The organism is Xylophilus sp. PBN-3R (genome assembly GCF_057747805.1).
Genome location: NZ_CM173225.1, coordinates 3,492,876 through 3,511,671 on the forward strand (window position 1 = coordinate 3,492,876; position 18,796 = coordinate 3,511,671).

An 18,796-nucleotide genomic window follows, 5' to 3' on the forward strand; every position below is an offset into this window, starting at 1 on the left:
GTGTTGGGGCTTGGATATACGCGGCGAACCGGGCCGCGCATTGCAGTTTCAGGCCGGTTTCCTGCGGCTTTTTTCCGGCGCTTCGGCAGCACCGGAGACCGTCGGGCCCGAAACCCTGGCGGCCATTGCTCTCTTGCGTGATGTGACCGTGCCCTCGGCCTGTTCGATGAACGCGAACACCGCCTGCACCACGGTTTCCACGGCCGGCGAGGTAGGGTCCGCGCGGTAGCTGGCATACACCGGCAGAGGCTGCAGCGCCGGCTCGAACTTGAGCAGCCGCAGCTTGCGGTTGACCTTGAGCCTCTGCGCCGCGCTGCGCGGCAGCGTGGCGATGCCGAAGCCGCCCTCGGCCAGTTCGGTCATGGCCGAAATCGACGACATGGTGTGGATGCGGCGCGGCTCCAGCCCCACCTGCCGGAAAAGGTCGAGCAGCGCCACATGCGGTTGCGACCCACGCTGGAAGGTCAGCAGGTCGAGCTCGACGATGTCTTGCGGCCGATAGCGTGTCTTGCGGTGCAGTTCGGCATTGGCGACGAACACCATCTCCATCGGGGGCAATGCCCGGGTCCGCAGGTCGTCGCCGGCCGCGGGCTGGGCCGCGAAGATCAGGTCGAGCGCACCGCGCCGGGCCTGGTCGAGCAGCACCGGCGTGGTTTCGACGCTGAGCTGGAATTCGAGTCCTTCGTATTCGGCACGCAAGCGCTCGACCATGGGAATGAGCCACGAATGCAGCACCGACTCGATGCAGCCGAGCCGCAGGGACATGGCCTGGTTCTGCCCGGCCCCCATCTCGGTCTTGATCTCGCGCTGAAGTTCCAGCAGCTTCTGGGCGTAGGTGGCGAAACGCATGCCGGCCACGGTGAGCCGGAATTGCCGGTCACGCCGGTCGAGCAGCAGCACGCCGAGTTCTTCTTCGAGCGCCGCGATGCGGCTCGACATGGCGGACTGGGTGAGGAACAGTTTCTCGGCAGCACGGGTAACACTCTTGAGTGTCACCACCCAATAGAACGCTTCGACAAAACGCAGATTCATGCTGGCCTTTGCTGGAGCAGCCCTCCATGCAACAGCCGGGCCCGGTGGGGCTTTTTAACCGATGGCGTTTTCGCCCACCATCCGGTTCGGCGCCTTGGTGGCTATCAGCACCATCTTCTGGCGGGGTGCACTCACCGTCTTTCGCGAGACCAGTTGCAGGATGATCGACGGTCCCTTGCTGCTGCTGTCCTGGTTGAGGTCGAGCGCCCACAGGGAACGTACATCCCAGCTTTCGGGGTCGTTCAGCACCCGGCTGACCTCGCCCTCCAGCCGTGCGATCTCGGCCTTGGTGTCGGTGTTGGTGCCGGCATGGCCGGAGGTGTCGGCCAGGGCCACCACCATGGCACGGAAATGATCGATGCGACGAGCCGCCAGTGGTGTCATGCGGCGGCGTTCGCCGTGGGTCACGTTTCCGCGTTTTTCTTCGGCCACCAGGCGGGTCAGGTAGGTGTCCAGCGATTTTTCCGCGGCGGCATCGCCGCCCAGCGCGGCGATCCATTCGGCGCGCTGGGTATCGATGTAGCGGGCAAACCGCCGGGCGGTGCCGCATTCGGTGTCCATGACCGAATAGTCAGGGTCGATGCGTCCCTGTTCGGTGACCAGCCGCACGCTGACCCCTGCGGCGTTGCGCAGCACTGCCACGCTGCTGGCGCCGAGATTGGCCGACACCACGGTCAGCGCCTGGGTGGCGCCCGGCTCGCCCGCGTGGGCCTGGATCGCACCGTCCGTGATGGATGGCGCCAGCAGGGTCAGGCCGGCGCCGGCAGTGACGGCCCGGGCGGCGCTTCTCGTGTGCTGTTCGGTGGCACGGTTGGCCCCGCTGTCCTTCAGCCTGCTCCGGTTCAGCAGAACCTTGCTGGCGGTCAGGGTGGCGGTCGGACCGACCTGCACCTTGTTGCCGACTTCGACCCGGGCGCCCAGCATCACGCTGGCGCTGCCGGCGAACGATGTCTGGCTGCCCTGCAGGTCGTCGATGCTGAGATTGGAGTCCTTGTAGAAACGCTGAGCCAGTTGGCACCACATGGCCTCGGCATCGTCGGGCGGCCCCTGCTCGCCGTCTTTCCAGGTGATGGTGTCGTACGCGTTCAGCAGCAATTCGAGCCATGCGGTGGGCTGGGTGGAGCCGAACACGTTCATGCGGGTGCGCAAGGCGGTCGCCTTGGTGCGGCTGTGCTCGAACTGCAGCGGCATCAGACTGGCGCTGAGGCCCAGGTTCACGACCTCGCCCAGACGTTTGCCGACGAAACCCACGACGCCCGCCTCGACTCGCACGCCCTGTTGCGACCCGACCTGCAACTGGCCTCCATGCGCATTGGAGCCGACGACCAGATAGGCATTCCGGCCGCCGATCACGGCGGCGCTGGGGCCGACGCCCACCACCGCCGGCGTCAGCGCCAGGATGTCGATCACCGAAGCCTGGACCCCCATGTTGCTCCCCTGGTTGAACGTGACCGAATACGCCTGCCGCGCATCGGCGATGGCGTGGTGAAGCAACTGGCGCGTCTGCTCCACGGTGGGCCGTTTCAGGATCAGGTCGCCATGGTTGTGCATCTCGCGAAACCGGGTCAGGGCGGTTTCGTAGCTGCGCTGGTCGCCCTGCATCACCGGTTGGGCCTGGTCGATGTTTTCCTGCGTGGACCAGACCGCCAGCACGTCGGCCTGCAGCAGCCGCAGTCCGGCCAGCGCCGGATGTTTTTTCACCAGTTCAACCGCACAACCCAGCTGCGCCGCTACGTCGGCGGCGATGGCGGCGCGCCATCGATGGCCGACCGGCATTTCGTCGCGCCATCCCTTGTCGACGATGCGTTGTTTCCAATGGCGCACGGCGGCGATCCGGATCGATCTGCGCATCACCGAATCCCGGGGTTCCGCCCGCTGCCGTTTGTCCGCCAGGCTGGCCTCCATACGCGCCACGAAGGCGTCCATCACGACGGTGCGTGCGGCCAGGTCGTCTTCCGGCTGGCGGGTCTTCGACTGCGCCGTTCCCAGCTGGGTCAGGGGGTGAAGCGGGCTCTTCTGGTAACCGAACAGGCGCTGCACCGCATGTCCCGCACGTTTTGCGCCGCGCTCGGAAGCACGCTCGATGTAGGTGTTGATCTTGAACAGACGGTCCTGCGCCTGCTTCAGCCGGGCCGCGGTGAGCAGGCCGTTGCGCAGCGCCAGATAGGCCACGCGCCGTGCCTGTCCGACTTCCGCGGCAGGGTCTTCCACCAATGCCTGCGCACACGACAGGCCGTCCACCAGGATGTCGTTGCCGACCAGCGCAAGATCGCCCTGCCCGGCACTTCTTACGCATTCCGCCAGGCTCTGCGGTTGCAGACTGGGCGGCAGAAGGTGGTGAATGGCATCGGCGGCCCTCAGCCGGGCGGCATACGCCTCGCGCTGGACCGGCGCCAGCACCGGGTCGGTCGAAATGTCGGCTGGCGGATGCAGCGCCATCAGGCAGTCGATGCCGACACCGCCGCAACGTGCCAGCGCGCGCTGCACCGCGTACCCTTCGCGCAACGGCTCGGCAGCCAGAAGCCCCTCCAGCATGCCGGTGGCCAGCACCGCATCGCCGCCGGCCAGCCGCGACAGCACACAACCGACCAGCAGCGGCTGTTCGAACGCCAGCGGCGGCGGATTGGCCAGGCACATCAAGCGGTCCACCAGTGCGGCGACGCCGGTTCCGCTGAAGCGGCCGCGCAATTCGGCAGAGGCCTGGTCGCGGCGGCTGGCGTGCCGGTGGGCCGCCGGGCCCCTGGTGGCGTGACCGCCCGTTGCGTTCACCGCACGCTGGCGTCGGCGCAAGATTTTTCCGGAGGTTTCATCGCCCGCTTTTTCCGGCACCCGAAAGGCGGCGTCCTCCGGCTGGCGCAAGCCGCGCGGCGTGTCGCCGGACTGCGTCACCGAGCTGGCGAAGAAGGTGCTGCAGCCGTTGGCTGTGGGACGCAGCCTTTGCGCCAGCCGGGTCAGCACGTTGTCGGTGCGATCTGCCACCGGCTGGTTGCTCACTGGCGGCTGCGGCTTCAGGGCCGGTGGTCGACGAGGTCTGGTGGCGGATCCGGTCGAAGGTTCGCGGCCGGTCAGGTAGTTGTAGAGCATGTCGGTCTACCGCGGTTTTACGCGTTCGTGACGGGGCAGGAAACTCATGCATTGCTCCAGCGGACATGGCCACGGACGAGCGTGTCCGTTGGCTACATTCTTTTGTGCGCAACATGCACGTCCCACCGTGCGGGCGAACATCTGGAAGCCAACACGAAAGCGGCTGACCTGCGGCAACCGGCGCAGTGGATCCATCCAATGTGCAGGCGGTCGAGGTAGCGGTGTCTCGCGCGCTCGGTTCGGGCTCGCCATGACCGGTCAGCATCTCGACCCGCAACCTGCGGGATCGGCCTTGTGCGCATGGACGTAGAGTGTCCGGTGGTGGGCCACTCCTGGCGGACCACCTTCGTCTTAGGTCCGGTCGGTCGTGATGCTGGGAATGCCGTGCGCCAGCACCGCGGCGACGTTGCGCACCGCTTCGGCGACCAGCGCGGGCAGCCGGCCGAACCGGCCGCCACTGGCCGGTACTCGGCGTCCACGCCCGGGGAAAGGCGTCGTCGGCCGGTGGACGGTTGGCCATTCGCTGGGCGCATGAATCGTAGCGCGCGGGGTTTCCCGATCTCGATACCGCAAGAAACGAATCGAGCGGAACCAGAACCACCTCTAACGAAGATGTTGTAGCCAGCTTGCCATAGGTCCGGCGATAGCCGCCGGACCCGCGCGCCGGCTACTTTTGCTCGCCGGGCCAGACGTTGGGTGTGCGGCCGTTAGCGAGCGTCTGACGGTGGATGGCTTCCATGTCCTCTTGCAGACCCTGCCTTTCGTAACGCCGGCTGGCGTTTCTGGCCTCGCCGTACAGACGGTCGAAGTTTCCGCGAACCACCGCCACCTGAGTGGCGGGTTTCAGGTGGTCGAACAGGCCTGCCGCCCTGCCGGTGCCGGGCCCCTGGCCCAAGTTCGAATAGAGCGCATAGGTGCTGGAAATCGAAGCGGACTTGTGTGCCACCAGCGCGTCGCTGCCCATCAGGAACCGGTCCGGGAATTCCTCGATCAGCGCAGCCAGTTCACGGATGCGCGCCTGGCGCAGCGCACGGTCGGCCACCGGATCGAAACGCGCCCGCTGTTCGTCGTTGCAATTGAATGCTGGCTGGGGCTGCGGCGAATAGTAGGTCGCGATGTCGGACCAGGACATGTCGATGCAGACGTTGGGAAAGTCCTTCAGTACCGCCCGCAGATCGGCCACATGGCCGGCCGACGGCGGCGCGGAACGCCCCAGGCCGCCCAGGTGCGCCCAGACGATGCATGAGTTGTCGGAATGGCGCGCAAAGAGACTCCGGATGCCGGCCAGCCGTTCGGAACGGCCCGGCTCGCCGGTGGCGATGCAACGGGCCTCGTCGTTCACGTCCCAGTGCAGCGTGACGCCCATGCCGGTCCGGCCCAGGTATGCCAGGTTGGCGTGGATGGCGGCGTCTTCGTCGAAGGTAGGGATGTAGTCGCGGTTCTGCTTCTCGACGAAACCCTTGCCTCCGGTGATCTCGCCCGCCCAGTGGAAGGTGTCGAGATACTCCCGCTTGAGCCGCATCACGCCGTGGATGCTGTTGGTGTCCTGCAGGTTGATGCCGGTGATGGACGGCAACAGGCGCTCGCGCACGTCGGCAGGCAGTTCCTTCCAGGACTTGGCCAGTTGCCAGTCGACCGACAGGTTGTAGTACTGCCTGACGTCGTAGAGCGCCTGAAGGTCGGCGCCGGTCAGGCGATCCGTGCCGTCGCGGAACCGGTCGGGCAGGTAGTAGGTGCGCCCCAGGCCGGGACCGTCACCGCAGCTCACCGACAGCTTGCCACCCACGATGTTGCTGGGAATGCCCATCCACAACATGCGGTCGACACCTGCGGCGTCCATCAGGCCCAGCTGGTCCTGCACGCTCTGGGACAGCGGACTCGCGAAGTCGAATATCTGCACCGGGCTGTAACCGGGGCCCGGCACATGGCTATGGGCGTCGTTCCAGCCGGTGAAGGTGCCGACGTCCGACCGGCCGTCCCCGGCGAAATGGCTGCTGAGCACACGGCCCCGCTGTTCCTGCAGGAAAACCGTAGGGCTTCGGCGGACATGGTGCAGCGGGAACGTCACCGGGGTCGCGCAGGCCGGTTGCAAGGGCGTGAAACTCATGGGATTCCTTCAGCGGGAAAGCCGCGGAGCAAGGTGTCCGCCGCTCCCATTTTTCAGGCGCTTCCCGGGCCGCCCCGCCCTAATCCGCAGCCGTCGCCCCACGCCCGAAGCGCGGCTGAATCATTTCGCCGACACCATCCGGTCACGCTGTGAAAGGCCCGGGAACAGGCGCACCCACAACAGCGCCACCAACATGGTGCCGACCCCGCCCAGCACCACCGCGCCCACCGGTCCCAGCAAGGCCGCAGTGGCACCGGATTCGAACTCGCCCAGCTGGTTGCTGGCGCCGATGAAGACAGAATTGACGGCACTGACACGGCCGCGCATTTCGTCAGGGGTTTCGAGCTGCACCAGCGACTGCCGCACGACCACGCTGACCATGTCCGCTCCGCCCGTCACGGCCAGCGCCAGCACCGAAAGCCACAGGCTGTGCGAAAGGCCGAACACCAGTGTGGCGAGACCGAAGATGCCGACCGCCAGCAGCAGCCGCTTGCCGACCTTGCGGTCGAGCGGCCAGCGGGTCAGCACGACGGACATGACCAGCGCGCCCACGGCCGGCGCCGACCGCAGGATGCCCAGGCCCCAGGGTCCGGTGTGCAGGATGTCCCTGGCATAGATCGGCAGCAGCGCCACCGCGCCGCCGAGCAGCACCGCGAACAGGTCGAGCGAAACGGCGCCCAGCACCGGCTTGCGGTTCCAGATGAAACTCACGCCGGCCAGCACCGTCTTGACGGTCATGGGTTCCTTGGGCGCCTGCACGTGGGCATAACGCACCCAGGCGATCAGCACGCCCCCGACCAGGAAAAGCGCGGTGCAGGTAGCGTATACCGCGGCCGCGCCGGCCACGAAGATCACGCCGCCCAGCGCCGGCCCGCCGATGATGGCGGTCTGCATGCCGCCGGTGGCGAAGGCCATGGCACGCGGCAGCATCAGCGGCGGCACCAGCATGGGCACCAGCGCCTGCTGGGCCGGCATCTGAAACGCCCGCACCATGCCCAGCACCACCGACAGCAGCAGCAGCAGGTGGCGGTCGGCCCAGTGGCCCTGGGTGGCGACCACGAGCAGCAAGGACAGCAGGCCCTGGGTGAGCAGGCAGCAGGCGATGATCCGGCCGCGGTGGAAACGATCGGCCACATGGCCGGCCACCAGTGCCAGCAACAGGGCCGGCGCGAACTGGTACAGGCCCACCAGGCCGAGGTCCCAGGCGCTGCCGGTCAGGTCGTACATCTGCCAGCCAATGGCCACCAGCAGCATCTGCTGGCCGGCGGTGCCGAACAACCTGGTGCCCCAGAAACGCATGAAATCCCGCTGTTGCAGCAGGTCCTTGAAACTGTAGTCGGTGGCGGTCATCTGGCGGAAAAACGAAATCGGGACATGGCAAACGCAGGCAACGCAGGAAACGTGCGGCGCGAAGAATAGCCGTTATGCCTTCCGGCTGCAGCCGGCGCATCCCTGACAATGCCTCCATGGACAGCACCCACAACCTCAACGACCGCCGCATCGCCGATGCCTGGGCCACCCTGCAATCGCATGCCGACAGCGGCAACACGCTGCATGCGGACGCCTACCGGCTGGCTTTTTCGGACCCCGAATTCCTGGTCCGCCGCGAAACCCGCGGCGTGCGCATGCAACTGGAAATGCTCAAACCCGACCTCGACCAGCAGGCGCAAGGCATCGACAACACCATCGTCGTGTACGGCAGTGCACGTTTCATGGCACCCGACGAGGCGCAGGCCTTGCTCGAAGCGGCGGAAGCCAGCGGCGAGGAGATCGCCATCCAGGCCGCCAAACTGAAGGTGCACAACGCCCACTGGTACGAACAGGCCCGCCTGTTCGCCCGGCTGGTGGCCACCGACAGCGAAGCCCGGCCGCGCGAGGAACGCCTCTACATCTGCACCGGCGGCGGCCCCGGCATCATGGAAGCCGCCAATCGCGGCGCGCACGAAGTCGGCGCGCTCAACGTCGGCCTGAACATCGCCCTGCCCTTCGAACAGAGCGGCAACCGTTTCATCACGCCGAGCCTGTCGTTCAAGTTCCACTACTTCGCCCTGCGCAAGATGCATTTCATGATGCGCGCCAAGGCGCTGGTGGCCTTCCCCGGCGGTTTCGGCACCTTCGACGAACTCTTCGAAGTGCTGACCCTGGTGCAGACTGGCAAGTCCAAACGTGTGCCCATCGTGTTGTTCGGCAGGTCGTTCTGGAGCCGTGCCATCAATCTGGACGTGCTGGTGGAGGAAGGCACCATCTCCGCCAAGGACCTGCAGCTGTTCCACATCACCGACGACCCGCAGGACGCCTGGGACTACATCCAGAATTTCTACAGACTCTGAAAGCGCTCAGGGCCTCTATCCGACTGCCGCCCGTCGACATGCTCGGATGGCGGCAGCCGCCGGCCCGCCCCGAGGCAGGCGGGGCGCCCTGCTGGGAAGGTGGCGAATTACGAGAGCGAAGCGGACGAGAAGCCGGGAGGCCGTTATTTCTCGTCGCCGCGCTGGAGTTTCTTGACGGCGCGTGATCCGAAGGCCAGGACGCCACCGACCATCCAGAACACGCCCCCGACGCCCAGCACCGAGCCGGCGGCGCCGAACGCGATGGGCACGACCACGCTGGACGCATTGATCAACATCAGCCGCAAACCCAGCGCCTCGCCCTGCCGGTTGGGCGGCGTGATGTGGTGCAGCATGCTCATCACCATCGGCTGCACCGCTCCCAGCGTGAAGCCCAGGAAAACCGAGCAGACGCCCATCAGCAGCGCGGAGGGAGCCAGCGGGTAGAGGCCGAACAGCACAGCAGTTCCGACAGTCGATACGAAGATCACGTCCCGTTCTTCGCGCCCGGAGGTCAGCGTGGGCAGCACGATGCGGATCAGTGCCGCGGCAATCGCAAAAGCGCCCAGGATGCTGCCGATGGTCGACGCACCCAGGCCGCGCTCATGGCCCAGCAGCGGCACCACGAAGGCGTGCACATCCCAGCTGGCCGACTGCAGCCAGTTGCAGAACAGCAGGCGCCGGAACATGGATGACTGCAGAAGATCCCAGGCCCGTGTCGGCACACCGGAAGCATTGGTCGAGCGCGGCTCGGCGGCCAGTTCGGTCATGCCGCGCGAAAGCCACCAGGCCAGCAACGGCATGACGGCCATGGCGCCGAAAGCGATCCGGAAACCCCACAGGTCGCCCGGCTGCGCGCCGGCGTGGTCGATCAGCAGCCCGGCACCGAAAGGGCCGACGAAGTTGCCCACCGCCGGCGCGATGGCCAGCCAGCTGAACGCCTGCTTGAGCTGGGCCGGCCCGGCAGCCGCGCGGCCCACATGGCGTTGCAAGGTAATCACCACCGTGCCCGTCGCACCGCCGGACATCAGGGCCGCCACGCAGAACATCGGGAATACCGGAAACAGCCCCGTCAGCGCAACGCCCGCACAGGAAGCCACCGCCGCCAGCGTCACCGGCAATTGCACCCCGTTGCGGTCGGCGAAACGACCGGCCGGCAGCGCCAGGAAGACCTGGGTCAAGGCGAACAGCGCGACCAGCACGCCCACCGCCGCGGCGCTGTAGCCCTGCTGCAGCGCCAGCAGAGGCACGGCCAGCCGGGCGCCGGCCATGGCCGAATGGATGCAGACCTGGATGGGAATGACACGTGCGAGTTGCGGACTCATGGAAACGTTTTCTTGTCTCGGTTCTTCATGGATTTTTTGCGAACGCGGGAGAGCCGGAGAATGGTGTCAACTCGGGATGGAAGGCAGCCCGTCGCCTCGTTCGTCCAGGTCGGGCAAGGCGCCTTCGAGCGCATTCGGGCTCATCGTGCGGGTGGGTTTCACACCGAGGTCCCGCAGGCGCTCGGCCTGGGCGATGGCATTGCCGCGCCCGGCTTTCAGCCGCTTGAAGGCTTCGCCATAGGATTTCTGCGCCTTGTCCAGCGAGCGCCCGATGTCTTCCAGGTCGCCTACAAAAGCGGATAGCTTGTCGTAGAGGTCGGCGCCGCGCCGGGCGATTTCCTGGGCATTCCGGTTCTGCTGCTCCTGCCGCCAGAGATGGGCCACGGTGCGCACCACGAACAATAGCGTGGACGGACTGACCAGCAGCACGTTGCGGCGCCAGGCATCCATGAAGAGCTGTTCGTCAGCCGCGACCGCCAACATGAAGGCCGGCTCGATGGGCACGAACATCAGCACAAAATCCAGCGTCTTCAGGCTGTAGAGCTGCTGGTAATTGCGTGCGGACAAACCTTCGATGTGCGCCCGCACCGAAGCCAGATGGCGGCGCTGGGCCAGCAGGCGGGCCTCGTCGGTTTCGGCCATCACGCACTCCTCGTAGGCGATCAGCGACACCTTGGCGTCTACCACCAGCGTGCGTTCTTCCGGCAGCTGGATCACCACATCGGGCTGCGCGCGGCTGCCGTCTTCGCGGGTATGGTTCTGCTGCACGTGGTATTCGAACCCGCGGCGCAGGCCGGAGGCTTCGAGCACCCGCTCCAGAATCAGTTCGCCCCAGTTGCCCTGCGCCTTCGAACTGCCCTTGAGCGCACTGGTCAGGCTGCGTGCCTCTTCGCCCAGCAGCTTGTTGAGATCCATCAACTGGCTGACCTGCTGCGAAAGGGCTGAACGCTGTTTGCCTTCGGCGTCGTAGAACTGTTCGACCTTGCCCTGGAAGTCGGCCAGCCGGTTGCGCAGGGGGTCGAGCAAGCTGCCCAGGCTGGCCTGGTTCTGCTCGGCGAATCTTTTGCTCTTTTCTTCGAGGATGTCGTTGGCCAGGGTCTTGAACTGCAGGCCCAGCGACTCACGGGCGTCCTGCAGCAGGGCGATCTTTTCGGCGGACTGCGCGCGTTCGGCGGCCAGTTGGGCTTCGAGCGTGGCCTGGCGGCTGCGCGATTGAGAGAGCTGGGCGGACAGTTCCTCGCGTTGCTGCTCGGCCTGCAATCCCAGGCTTCGCGACTGCTCCAGCCAACGGTCGCGCTCGGCGGCCAGGCCACGAGCCCGTTCACTCAACGTGGCGACTTCGGCCGATCCGTCGCGCCGCGTCAGCCACCAACCCAGACCCAGACCCACCACCAGCGCGATGCACGCCAGCACCGCTTCCACCAGACCACCCATTCAGACCTGTCTTTCCTGAACCGGGCAACGCAGCGCGCAACCGCGGTGGCTGCGATGGTTACCGGTAATCCGGCATTTTCGCATCCTGCCAGCGCCGGGCGTAGGCCAGCGCCACCCGGAAGGTGCCTTCCTGCACCTGCAACGTGTCGGCCATGTCGCGGCCGTAGCCGCCGGCCATGGCGAAAGCCATCGGCAGGCGGCGTTGCCAGGCCCAGTCGAATACCCGCCGGTCGCGCGCTTCCATGCCGTCGAAGCTCAGCTTGAGCCGGCCCAGCCGGTCGCCTTCGTGTGGGTCGGCCCCGGCAAGATAGAAGACGAAATCGGCATCGAAACGGTCTTCGAGCGTGGCCAACGCCTGTTCGAGCGCGGCCAGGTATTCGGCGTCGCCGCAGCCATCCGGCAGGTCGACGTCGAGGTCGCCGGCTTCCTTCTGGAAAGGGAAGTTTTTCTCGCCGTGCAGCGACAGGGTGAACACATCCGGGTCGCCTCTGAAGACCGCGGCGGTGCCGTTGCCCTGGTGGACATCGCAGTCGATCACCGCCACGCGGAAGGGCCGCCGCGGACGGGGTACCCGGCGCGCGTGTTCGGCCTGCAACAGGCGTGCGGCCACCGCGACGTCGTTGAATACACAGAAACCGCTGCCCGCCGCGCGACCTGCATGGTGGGTGCCGCCCGCCAGGTTGGCTGCGATGCCGTCGGTCATCGCACGACGGGCCGCGGCGATGGTGGCGCCCACCGAATGCCGCGCCCGTTCGGCCATTGCCACCGACCAGGGGAATCCGATGTCGCGCTGGATGGCAGCGTCCAGGCTGCCGTCGGCCACCGCGCGGATGTAATCGGGCGTGTGGACCAGCGCCAGTTCGCCGTCCGATGCGGCGGGTGCCGGCTGGATGTCCACCTCTGGAAAATTCTGCAGCAGACGGTCGCGTAACGCACCGTACTTGGCCATGGGGAATCGATGGCCGGCGGGCAGCGGCAGGACAAAACGGTCGGCGTAATAGGCGTGCATCAGGACATGCATTTAAAAACAGGGCGCATGGACTAGATGCAACCTTAACCACGACTTGCCAAAACCCGGGGTCTTGGATACCTTGAGATGCCGCCGCCGAAAAATGTTGCAGCGCACAAAACTATTGGCTTTTGCAACGCCCGTGCCTATAATTTCGTCATGTTGCAGTGCAACATAAAAAGCCAATGCCGTTTCAGCGGGCGGTTTCGCCCTCTCATTTTCACCCTACGGAGATGTCCATGACCGCCACGCCCGAACAGATCGCCGCCGCCAACAAGGCCAGCGTCGAAACCATTTTCAGCCTGACCTCCAAGGCATTCGAAAGCCTGGAAAAGCTGGTCGAGCTGAACCTGACCGCTTCGCGTGCCGCGCTGTCCGACGCCGCGGAACACACCAAGGCCCTGCTCAGCGCCAAGGATGCGCAAGAGATGCTGGCCCTCCAGGCAAGCGCACTGCAACCCATCGCCGAAAAGACCGCTGCCTACAGCCGTCACCTGTACGACATCGCATCGGCCAGCGGCGCCGAACTCGGCAAGACCGTGGAAGGCAAGACCGCCGAAGCCCAGAAGGCTTTCACCGGCATGGTCGACGCCGCATCGCGCAATGCACCGGCCGGTTCGGAAACCGCGGTCGCCGTCATGAAGAGCGCCGTCGCCGCCGCCAACAACGTCGCCGACTCGGTGCAGAAGGCTGTCAAACAGGCCTCCGACATGATGGAAGCCAACTACACCGCCGCGTCGGCCTCGGCACTCAACGCCGCCCGCACCACGACGACCGCAGCCACCCGCAAGCGCGGCTGATCGGTATTCCGCCGTGCCGGCCCACGCCGGCATCTGCCTGAAAAGCGCCCGGCCCGTCCGGGCGTTTTGCATGGTGCCCTGCAGGTGTGGCCCATCGCATAATTGACGTTGACGTCAACGTCACATCAAACAGAAGGAGACATCGTGGAAATTTCAGGCAAGGTCTTCATCGTCACCGGCGGCGCATCCGGGCTGGGTGAAGGTACCGCCCGCATGCTGGCGGGCGCGGGCGGCAAGGTGGTGGTCGCCGACCTGCAGCAGGAAAAAGGCGAAGCACTGGCCGCGGAAATCGAAGGTGCCTTCGTCCGCTGCGATGTCACCCAGGCCGCCGACGGCGAAAGCGCCGTGGCTCAGGCGGTGGCACTGGGCGGCTTGTACGGACTGGTCAACTGCGCCGGCATCGCACCGGCCGCCAGGACGGTCGGCAAGTCGGGCGCGCACGCCCTCGACGTCTTCGCCCGCACCGTCGGCATCAACCTGGTCGGCACCTTCAACATGATCCGGCTGGCCGCAGAAGCCATGGCCCTCAACGAACGGCTGCCGACCGGCGAGCGTGGTGCCATCGTGTCGACCGCCTCGGTGGCCGCCTACGACGGGCAGATCGGCCAGGCGGCCTACGCGGCTTCCAAGGGCGGCGTGGTCGGCATGACACTGCCCGTCGCCCGCGACTTGGCCAGCCTGGGCATCCGCAACATGACCATCGCGCCCGGCATCTTCGGGACCCCGATGGTGTTCGGCATGCCGCAGGAAGTGCAGGACGCGCTAGGCGCCAGCGTGCCCTTCCCGTCGCGCCTGGGCACGCCGCAGGACTACGCGAAGCTGGTGCGCCACATCTTCGAGAACGACATGCTCAACGGCGAGGTGATACGACTTGATGGAGCCATCCGCATGGCACCGCGTTAGATTGCCGGCATGAACAAGCCGTCCGCCCGTCACTCCCATCCCAATGTCGAGTCGATCACCCGCAAGAACATCGAATCCATCCTCGACATCGAGCAACAGCGGCGTGAACGCAAGCCCGGCTGGTACCGGGTGGTCGAGCGCCTGGCCAGGTTCTGCGGGACCATCGGTTTCCTCTGGATGAACCTGGCCTGGTTCGCCGCCTGGATCGGCTTCAATGTGCTGGGCAAGCCGTTCGACCCCTACCCTTTCACATTCCTGATCCTGGTGGTTTCGCTCGAGGCCATCGTGCTGTCGATCCTGATCCTGATCAGCCAGAACCTTTCGGCCGTCGAAAACGAGCGTCGCCACCATCTCGACCTGCAGATCAACCTGCTGAACGAGCGCGAAATGACCGCGTTGCTGCGGCTGGTCACGCTGATGGCCGACCGCATGGGCATTTCAACGGAAGACCAGGCCGAGGTCGATGCGCTGGCCTGCGACACCGATCCCGCCGAGGTGCTGCAGGAAATCGTGAAGGCGGAACACGCCCACGCACGTGCCCACCCTCACCCGTCGCATCTCCATCCCGGCGACTGACCCGCGTCAGCCTTTGCGCCCGAGCAGGCTGGCGATGAGGCGCTTGAGCGCCTCGAATTCCAACGGCTTGGACATGTGGGCATCGAAACCGGCGCGCAGTGCCCGGTCGGCATCGGTCGGCCGGCCATAACCGGTCATGGCGATGGCCTTGATGTCCGGCTGATCCGAGCGCCGCACCGCGGCGATCAGCTCGAAGCCGTCCATGCCCGGCATGCCGATGTCGGACAGCAGCAGGTCGTGCCGGCCGGCCGCCAGCCGTTGCAGCGCGTCCGCACCGCTGGTGCTGGCGTCGACCACCGCGCCTTCGCTTTCGAGCAGAGCTACGAATGGCTCCAGTGCGCTCGGCATGTCGTCGACCGCCAGCACCCGCAGGCCCATCAGCACGTCGTCCGGCGCCGCGGATGTCGGCACGGCCAGGGAAGGTTCGCGCAGCAGCGGTAGCCAGACGGTGAAGACCGCGCCCTGCTTCAGCCCCGCAGACTCGGCCAATACCCGGCCGCCCTGGGCCACGGTGAGTTCCTGCACCAGGGCGAGACCGATGCCGAGACCCTGGTTGGGTTCGGCGCTGCGATCGACCTCCTGGCTGAACAGGCCGAAGATGTGCGGAAGGTATTCGGCATCGATGCCACGGCCGTCGTCGGTGATGCGGATACGGACGGATTCGCCCTCGAGTGCCAGCTGAAGGCCCACCGAACCGCCGCGCGGCGTGAACTTGATGGCATTGCTGATGAGGTTCCAGACGATCTGTTCGGTGCGCACGCGGTCGCATTCGAGCAGCAGGTCCTCGTCCACCCGACCGTCCCAATGCAGGGAGATGTCCTTGGCACCGGCATCGCTGCGGGCGGCCTCGAAGATGGCTCGCAAGGCCGGGGCGATTCGCACCGGCTCCCGGTTCAGCGCCAGCTTGCCGGTCCGCATGCGCGACAGGTCCAGCAGGTCGTCGATGATCTTGGCCTGGCTGCGCACCGCGCCCCTGATGCTTTCGGCGGCGCGTTGCACCGCCTTGATGTCGCGCAGCTCAGGCAGGCGCGACAGCAGTTCGGCGTGGACCTGGATCAGGTTGAGCGGATGTTTCAGTTCATGCGACATGACCGCCAGGAACTGGTCCTTCAGTTCGTTGGCATTGCGTGCCGCCGAACTCGCCGCGCGCTCCTGGCGCAGCAAGGCCTCCCGCTCCACCTCCTGCCGTTTGTGGCCGGTCGCGTCGCGGGCGATTTTCACGAACCCGGTCAGGTCGCCCTCGCGTAGCGGTGTCATCACGCCGCTGCAGAAAAACACCGAACCGTCCTTGCGCAGGTGCCAGCGTTCGTCCTCGGCACGGCCTGTTTCGCGGGCCAGCCGGAGTTCGGTCTCGGGCGCATGCAGGGCGCGGTCTTCCTGCGTGAACAACATGCGGACATGCTCGCCGATCGCCTCCGCCGCATCCCAGCCAAAGACCAGCCGCGCACCTTCGTTCCAGGTGTTGATGATGCCGTTGGCATCCATGGTCACGATGGCGTAGTCCTGCGTGGTCAGGGCGACGATGCGCAGCCGCTCCTGGCCGTCGCGCACCGCCTGCTCGGCGGCCCGCAGGTCGGTCACGTCGACGAAGGTCAGCACCGCGCCGGCGATCTTGTAATCCAGCGTGCGGTATGGGCGGATGCGGGCCAGGTAGTAACGGTTTTCGATGCCCTGCACCGGCCGCTCGATCACCCGCAGCTGTTCGAAGACCTCGGTGACGTCGTCTTCGAGTTCGGGGTAGCGCAGGCGGCTGGTGATGTCGAGCAGCGGCCGGTCGATGTCGGTGCTGATGACGTTGAAGACCGTCGACGCCTGGGGCGTGAAGCGCTTGATGCGCAGGCCCCGGTCGATGAACACGATGGCGATGTCCGATGCCAGGATGAAGTTCTGCAGGTCGTCGTTGACCTTGCCGGTCTCTTCCACCTTGGTCTTCAACTCGAAGTTGACGGTGAACAGTTCCTCGTTCATCGACTGCAATTCTTCCTTGCTGGTTTCGAGCTCTTCGGTGGCCGAACGCAGTTCCTCGTTGATGGCCTGCAGTTCCTCGTTGCTGGCCTTCAGTTCCTCGGTGGAAATATCTGCATGCTCGACCGTGTTGCGCAGGTGTTCCTTGAGTTGCTCCACCTCGCGTTCATAGCGGTCGATGAGTTGCCGTTCCACCGGGTCGGTCGGCGGCGGCGGGCCTTCGGGGGCGGTGTCGGTTTCGTCGAATATGACGAGGATCTGCCGTCGCGCCGAATCGGGCACCCGCACCGGACATACCGATATGCGCACGCTGCTGTGCCGGTCGCCGTGTTCGAAAGGCACGCTGCCGGTGTCGATCCGCTTGCCGCTCTGCGACAGCTGGAACAGGGCGGTGCGCAACTCGATGCGCAAGGCCGGCCGTACGTTGGGCAACAGTTCGGTGGTGGGCAGGCCGCTGGCCTGCTCCAGGTAGCGGCCGGCACCTTCGCTCAGGTGCAGGATGGCCAGCTTGTCATCCACCAGCACGCTGGGCGGCGCGTTCTGCTCGATGGCCCGCTGGTGCAGTTCGGCGATGCCCGAACGATTGCGGTCACGTGCAACGGCGGCCGCCTGGCCCGAGGCGGTGATGCGCTCGGCCGGGGTGAAGGGCGTCAACGGCATGTGGCGCACCGGATGCGAATGCGGATTGGCGCGGTAGATGCGGTTCTTCTTGTCGATCACGGTGAACAGGTCGCTCACCACTTCGGCCGACTCGGAACTGCCCAGGAACAGGTAGCCGCCCGGACGCAGCGCAAAACGGAACATCTCGAGGATGCTGGTCTGCGCCTCGCGTCCCACGTAGATCAGCAGGTTGCGGCAGCAGATCAGGTCGAGCCGGGAGAACGGCGGATCGCGCAACACGTTGTGCGCGGCGAACAGCATCGGCTCGCGCAGCAGCTTGGTCACCCGCAGTTCGTCGGCGTCCTTGTGGAAGAACTGAGCCACACGGGCGGGCGATACGTCGGCCAATATGCCGATCGGATAGGTGCCGGCGCGCGCTACGGCGAGTGCGCGTTCATCGATGTCGGTTGCAAATATCTGCACCGTCGGCGGCTCGATGCGTTTTTCGCAGGCCTCCTGCAACAGGATGGACAGGGAATAGGCCTCTTCGCCCGTGGCGCATCCGGCGACCCAGGCGCGCACCGAGTCATCCTTGCCGGCGTTCTCGAAAAGCGCGGACACCACGTCGCGCTCGAGGGCTTCGAACGCATCGCGGTCGCGAAAGAAGTTGGTCACGCTGATCAGCATGTCCTGGAGCAGGGCCGCGCTCTCGTCGGGATGGCTGCCCAGGTAGGCCGCATACGCCCGAAGGTCGGGCATGCCGCAGACCTGCAGCCGGCGCTCGATGCGGCGCAGCACGGTGGCGCGTTTGTAGTGCCGGAAATCGTGGCCGGTGCGGTTGCCCAGCAGCGCCATGATGTCGTGCAGCGCCCGCTCGGCGAGGTCGTTGTCGGCTGGGCTGGGCGCGACCAGCGCGCTGTCGTCCAGCGCTCTTTTCGACTCCGGCAGGCTGATGCGCCGGGCATTTCTCCACAGGTCCATCAGTCGCTGCGGAATCTCGGCGGCCGGCAGCACGAAATCGACCATGCCGGTGGCGATGGCCGCCCGCGGCATTTCACCGAAGGCGGCGTCGTCGGGCGACTGGGCGATGGTGAAACCGCCAAGTTCCTTGACCCGCTTGAGGCCCATGGCGCCGTCCGAACCGGTGCCGGACAGCACTGCGCATACCGCGCGAGCCTGGTTGGCTTGCGCGAGCGTGCGAAAGAAAAGGTCGATCGCCACCAGCGGGCCACGCAACCGCGCCGGCTCTGCCAGCCGCAGCACCCCGTCGTCCATGACAAGGTCCTTGCTGGGCGGAATCACATAGACATGGTCCGACTCGATACGCACCGGCGCGGTGACCTGCACCACCGGCATTTCGGTGTGCCGCTGCAGGATGCCTGCGGCATTACTCTCGTGGTGCGGCGACAGGTGCAGCACGATGACAAAAGCCATGCCGCTGGTGGCCGGCATGAGGTCGAAAAACGCCTGCAGCGCTTCCATGCCGCCTGCCGACGCGCCGAGCCCGACCACGGGGAAATCAAGTTGCGCCTCGGGCAATCCCTCGGGCTTTTCTGGCACATCGTCTGGTAGATCGGTCATCCCGCATGCTATGCGCGTATCTGCAGGTTTCGGAGACACGCGCTCACAAATCG

General features: G+C 66.1%; 13 protein-coding genes. 4 read left to right on the plus strand and 9 right to left on the minus strand.

Going from position 1 to position 18,796, the window contains the following annotated elements:
• Positions 1–48: 48 nt before the first annotated feature.
• The 5 genes from AC3ANW_RS16605 to AC3ANW_RS16625 form a co-directional block, all read right to left on the minus strand.
• Positions 49–1,032, minus strand: coding sequence for a LysR family transcriptional regulator (locus AC3ANW_RS16605; protein ID WP_488341952.1), 984 nt, complete (start codon positions 1,030–1,032; stop codon positions 49–51).
• Positions 1,033–1,086: 54 nt separating this feature from the next.
• Entirely contained in the window at positions 1,087–4,116 is a 3,030-nt protein-coding gene (locus tag AC3ANW_RS16610) for a hypothetical protein (RefSeq protein WP_488341953.1), read from the minus strand.
• 351 nt (positions 4,117–4,467) lie between these two features.
• A complete protein-coding gene (locus AC3ANW_RS16615) occupies positions 4,468–4,689 on the minus strand; it encodes a hypothetical protein (protein WP_488341954.1) in 222 nt (73 codons plus the stop codon).
• 94 nt (positions 4,690–4,783) lie between these two features.
• Positions 4,784–6,223: a hypothetical protein gene (locus tag AC3ANW_RS16620; protein WP_488341955.1), complete on the minus strand. Its 1,440-nt coding sequence runs from the start codon at positions 6,221–6,223 to the stop codon at positions 4,784–4,786.
• Positions 6,224–6,343: 120 nt separating this feature from the next.
• Positions 6,344–7,573, minus strand: coding sequence for an MFS transporter (locus AC3ANW_RS16625; RefSeq protein ID WP_488341956.1), 1,230 nt, complete (start codon positions 7,571–7,573; stop codon positions 6,344–6,346).
• Between the two features lie 116 nt (positions 7,574–7,689).
• On the opposite strand from AC3ANW_RS16625, the gene AC3ANW_RS16630 reads away from it, so the two are divergent.
• A complete protein-coding gene (locus AC3ANW_RS16630) occupies positions 7,690–8,553 on the plus strand; it encodes an LOG family protein (protein ID WP_488341957.1) in 864 nt (287 codons plus the stop codon).
• Between the two features lie 143 nt (positions 8,554–8,696).
• Here AC3ANW_RS16630 and AC3ANW_RS16635 read toward each other — a convergent pair whose 3' ends face one another.
• The 3 genes from AC3ANW_RS16635 to AC3ANW_RS16645 all read right to left on the minus strand — a co-directional run bounded on the left by AC3ANW_RS16635 (position 8,697) and on the right by AC3ANW_RS16645 (position 12,318).
• Positions 8,697–9,875, minus strand: coding sequence for an MFS transporter (locus AC3ANW_RS16635; RefSeq protein ID WP_488341958.1), 1,179 nt, complete (start codon positions 9,873–9,875; stop codon positions 8,697–8,699).
• A gap of 66 nt (positions 9,876–9,941) precedes the next feature.
• A complete protein-coding gene (locus tag AC3ANW_RS16640; protein ID WP_488341959.1) occupies positions 9,942–11,309 on the minus strand; it encodes a DNA recombination protein RmuC in 1,368 nt (455 codons plus the stop codon).
• Positions 11,310–11,367: 58 nt separating this feature from the next.
• Positions 11,368–12,318, minus strand: coding sequence for a histone deacetylase family protein (locus AC3ANW_RS16645; protein ID WP_488341960.1), 951 nt, complete (start codon positions 12,316–12,318; stop codon positions 11,368–11,370).
• A 239-nt stretch (positions 12,319–12,557) separates the two neighbouring features.
• Here AC3ANW_RS16645 and AC3ANW_RS16650 point away from each other — a divergent pair, with 239 nt between their 5' ends.
• From AC3ANW_RS16650 to AC3ANW_RS16660, 3 genes are all read left to right on the plus strand, one after another.
• Positions 12,558–13,118, plus strand: a complete 561-nt coding sequence (locus AC3ANW_RS16650) for a phasin family protein (protein ID WP_488341961.1) — start codon at positions 12,558–12,560, stop codon at positions 13,116–13,118.
• A gap of 144 nt (positions 13,119–13,262) precedes the next feature.
• Positions 13,263–14,021, plus strand: a complete 759-nt coding sequence (locus tag AC3ANW_RS16655; protein ID WP_488341962.1) for a 3-hydroxyacyl-CoA dehydrogenase — start codon at positions 13,263–13,265, stop codon at positions 14,019–14,021.
• Between the two features lie 9 nt (positions 14,022–14,030).
• Positions 14,031–14,597 carry a DUF1003 domain-containing protein gene (locus AC3ANW_RS16660; RefSeq protein WP_488341963.1) on the plus strand — a complete coding sequence of 189 codons (567 nt, stop codon included), beginning with the start codon at positions 14,031–14,033 and terminating at the stop codon, positions 14,595–14,597.
• Positions 14,598–14,603: 6 nt separating this feature from the next.
• Here the strand turns inward: AC3ANW_RS16660 and AC3ANW_RS16665 are convergent, their stop codons facing one another.
• Entirely contained in the window at positions 14,604–18,743 is a 4,140-nt protein-coding gene (locus AC3ANW_RS16665) for a chemotaxis protein CheB (protein WP_488341964.1), read from the minus strand.
• Between the last annotated feature and the right edge of the window lie 53 nt (positions 18,744–18,796).

Excerpts from the sequence above, each read along its gene's own strand:
- AC3ANW_RS16605 (WP_488341952.1), bottom strand. The coding sequence starts at position 1,032 with ATGAATCTGCGTTTTGTCGAAGCGTTCTATTGGGTGGTGACACTCAAG.
- AC3ANW_RS16610 (WP_488341953.1), bottom strand. The coding sequence starts at position 4,116 with ATGCTCTACAACTACCTGACCGGCCGCGAACCTTCGACCGGATCCGCC.
- AC3ANW_RS16620 (WP_488341955.1), bottom strand. The coding sequence starts at position 6,223 with ATGAGTTTCACGCCCTTGCAACCGGCCTGCGCGACCCCGGTGACGTTC.
- AC3ANW_RS16625 (WP_488341956.1), bottom strand. The coding sequence starts at position 7,573 with ATGACCGCCACCGACTACAGTTTCAAGGACCTGCTGCAACAGCGGGAT.
- AC3ANW_RS16630 (WP_488341957.1), top strand. The coding sequence starts at position 7,690 with ATGGACAGCACCCACAACCTCAACGACCGCCGCATCGCCGATGCCTGG.
- AC3ANW_RS16635 (WP_488341958.1), bottom strand. The coding sequence starts at position 9,875 with ATGAGTCCGCAACTCGCACGTGTCATTCCCATCCAGGTCTGCATCCAT.
- AC3ANW_RS16640 (WP_488341959.1), bottom strand. The coding sequence starts at position 11,309 with ATGGGTGGTCTGGTGGAAGCGGTGCTGGCGTGCATCGCGCTGGTGGTG.
- AC3ANW_RS16645 (WP_488341960.1), bottom strand. The coding sequence starts at position 12,318 with ATGCACGCCTATTACGCCGACCGTTTTGTCCTGCCGCTGCCCGCCGGC.
- AC3ANW_RS16650 (WP_488341961.1), top strand. The coding sequence starts at position 12,558 with ATGACCGCCACGCCCGAACAGATCGCCGCCGCCAACAAGGCCAGCGTC.
- AC3ANW_RS16660 (WP_488341963.1), top strand. The coding sequence starts at position 14,031 with ATGAACAAGCCGTCCGCCCGTCACTCCCATCCCAATGTCGAGTCGATC.
- AC3ANW_RS16665 (WP_488341964.1), bottom strand. The coding sequence starts at position 18,743 with ATGACCGATCTACCAGACGATGTGCCAGAAAAGCCCGAGGGATTGCCC.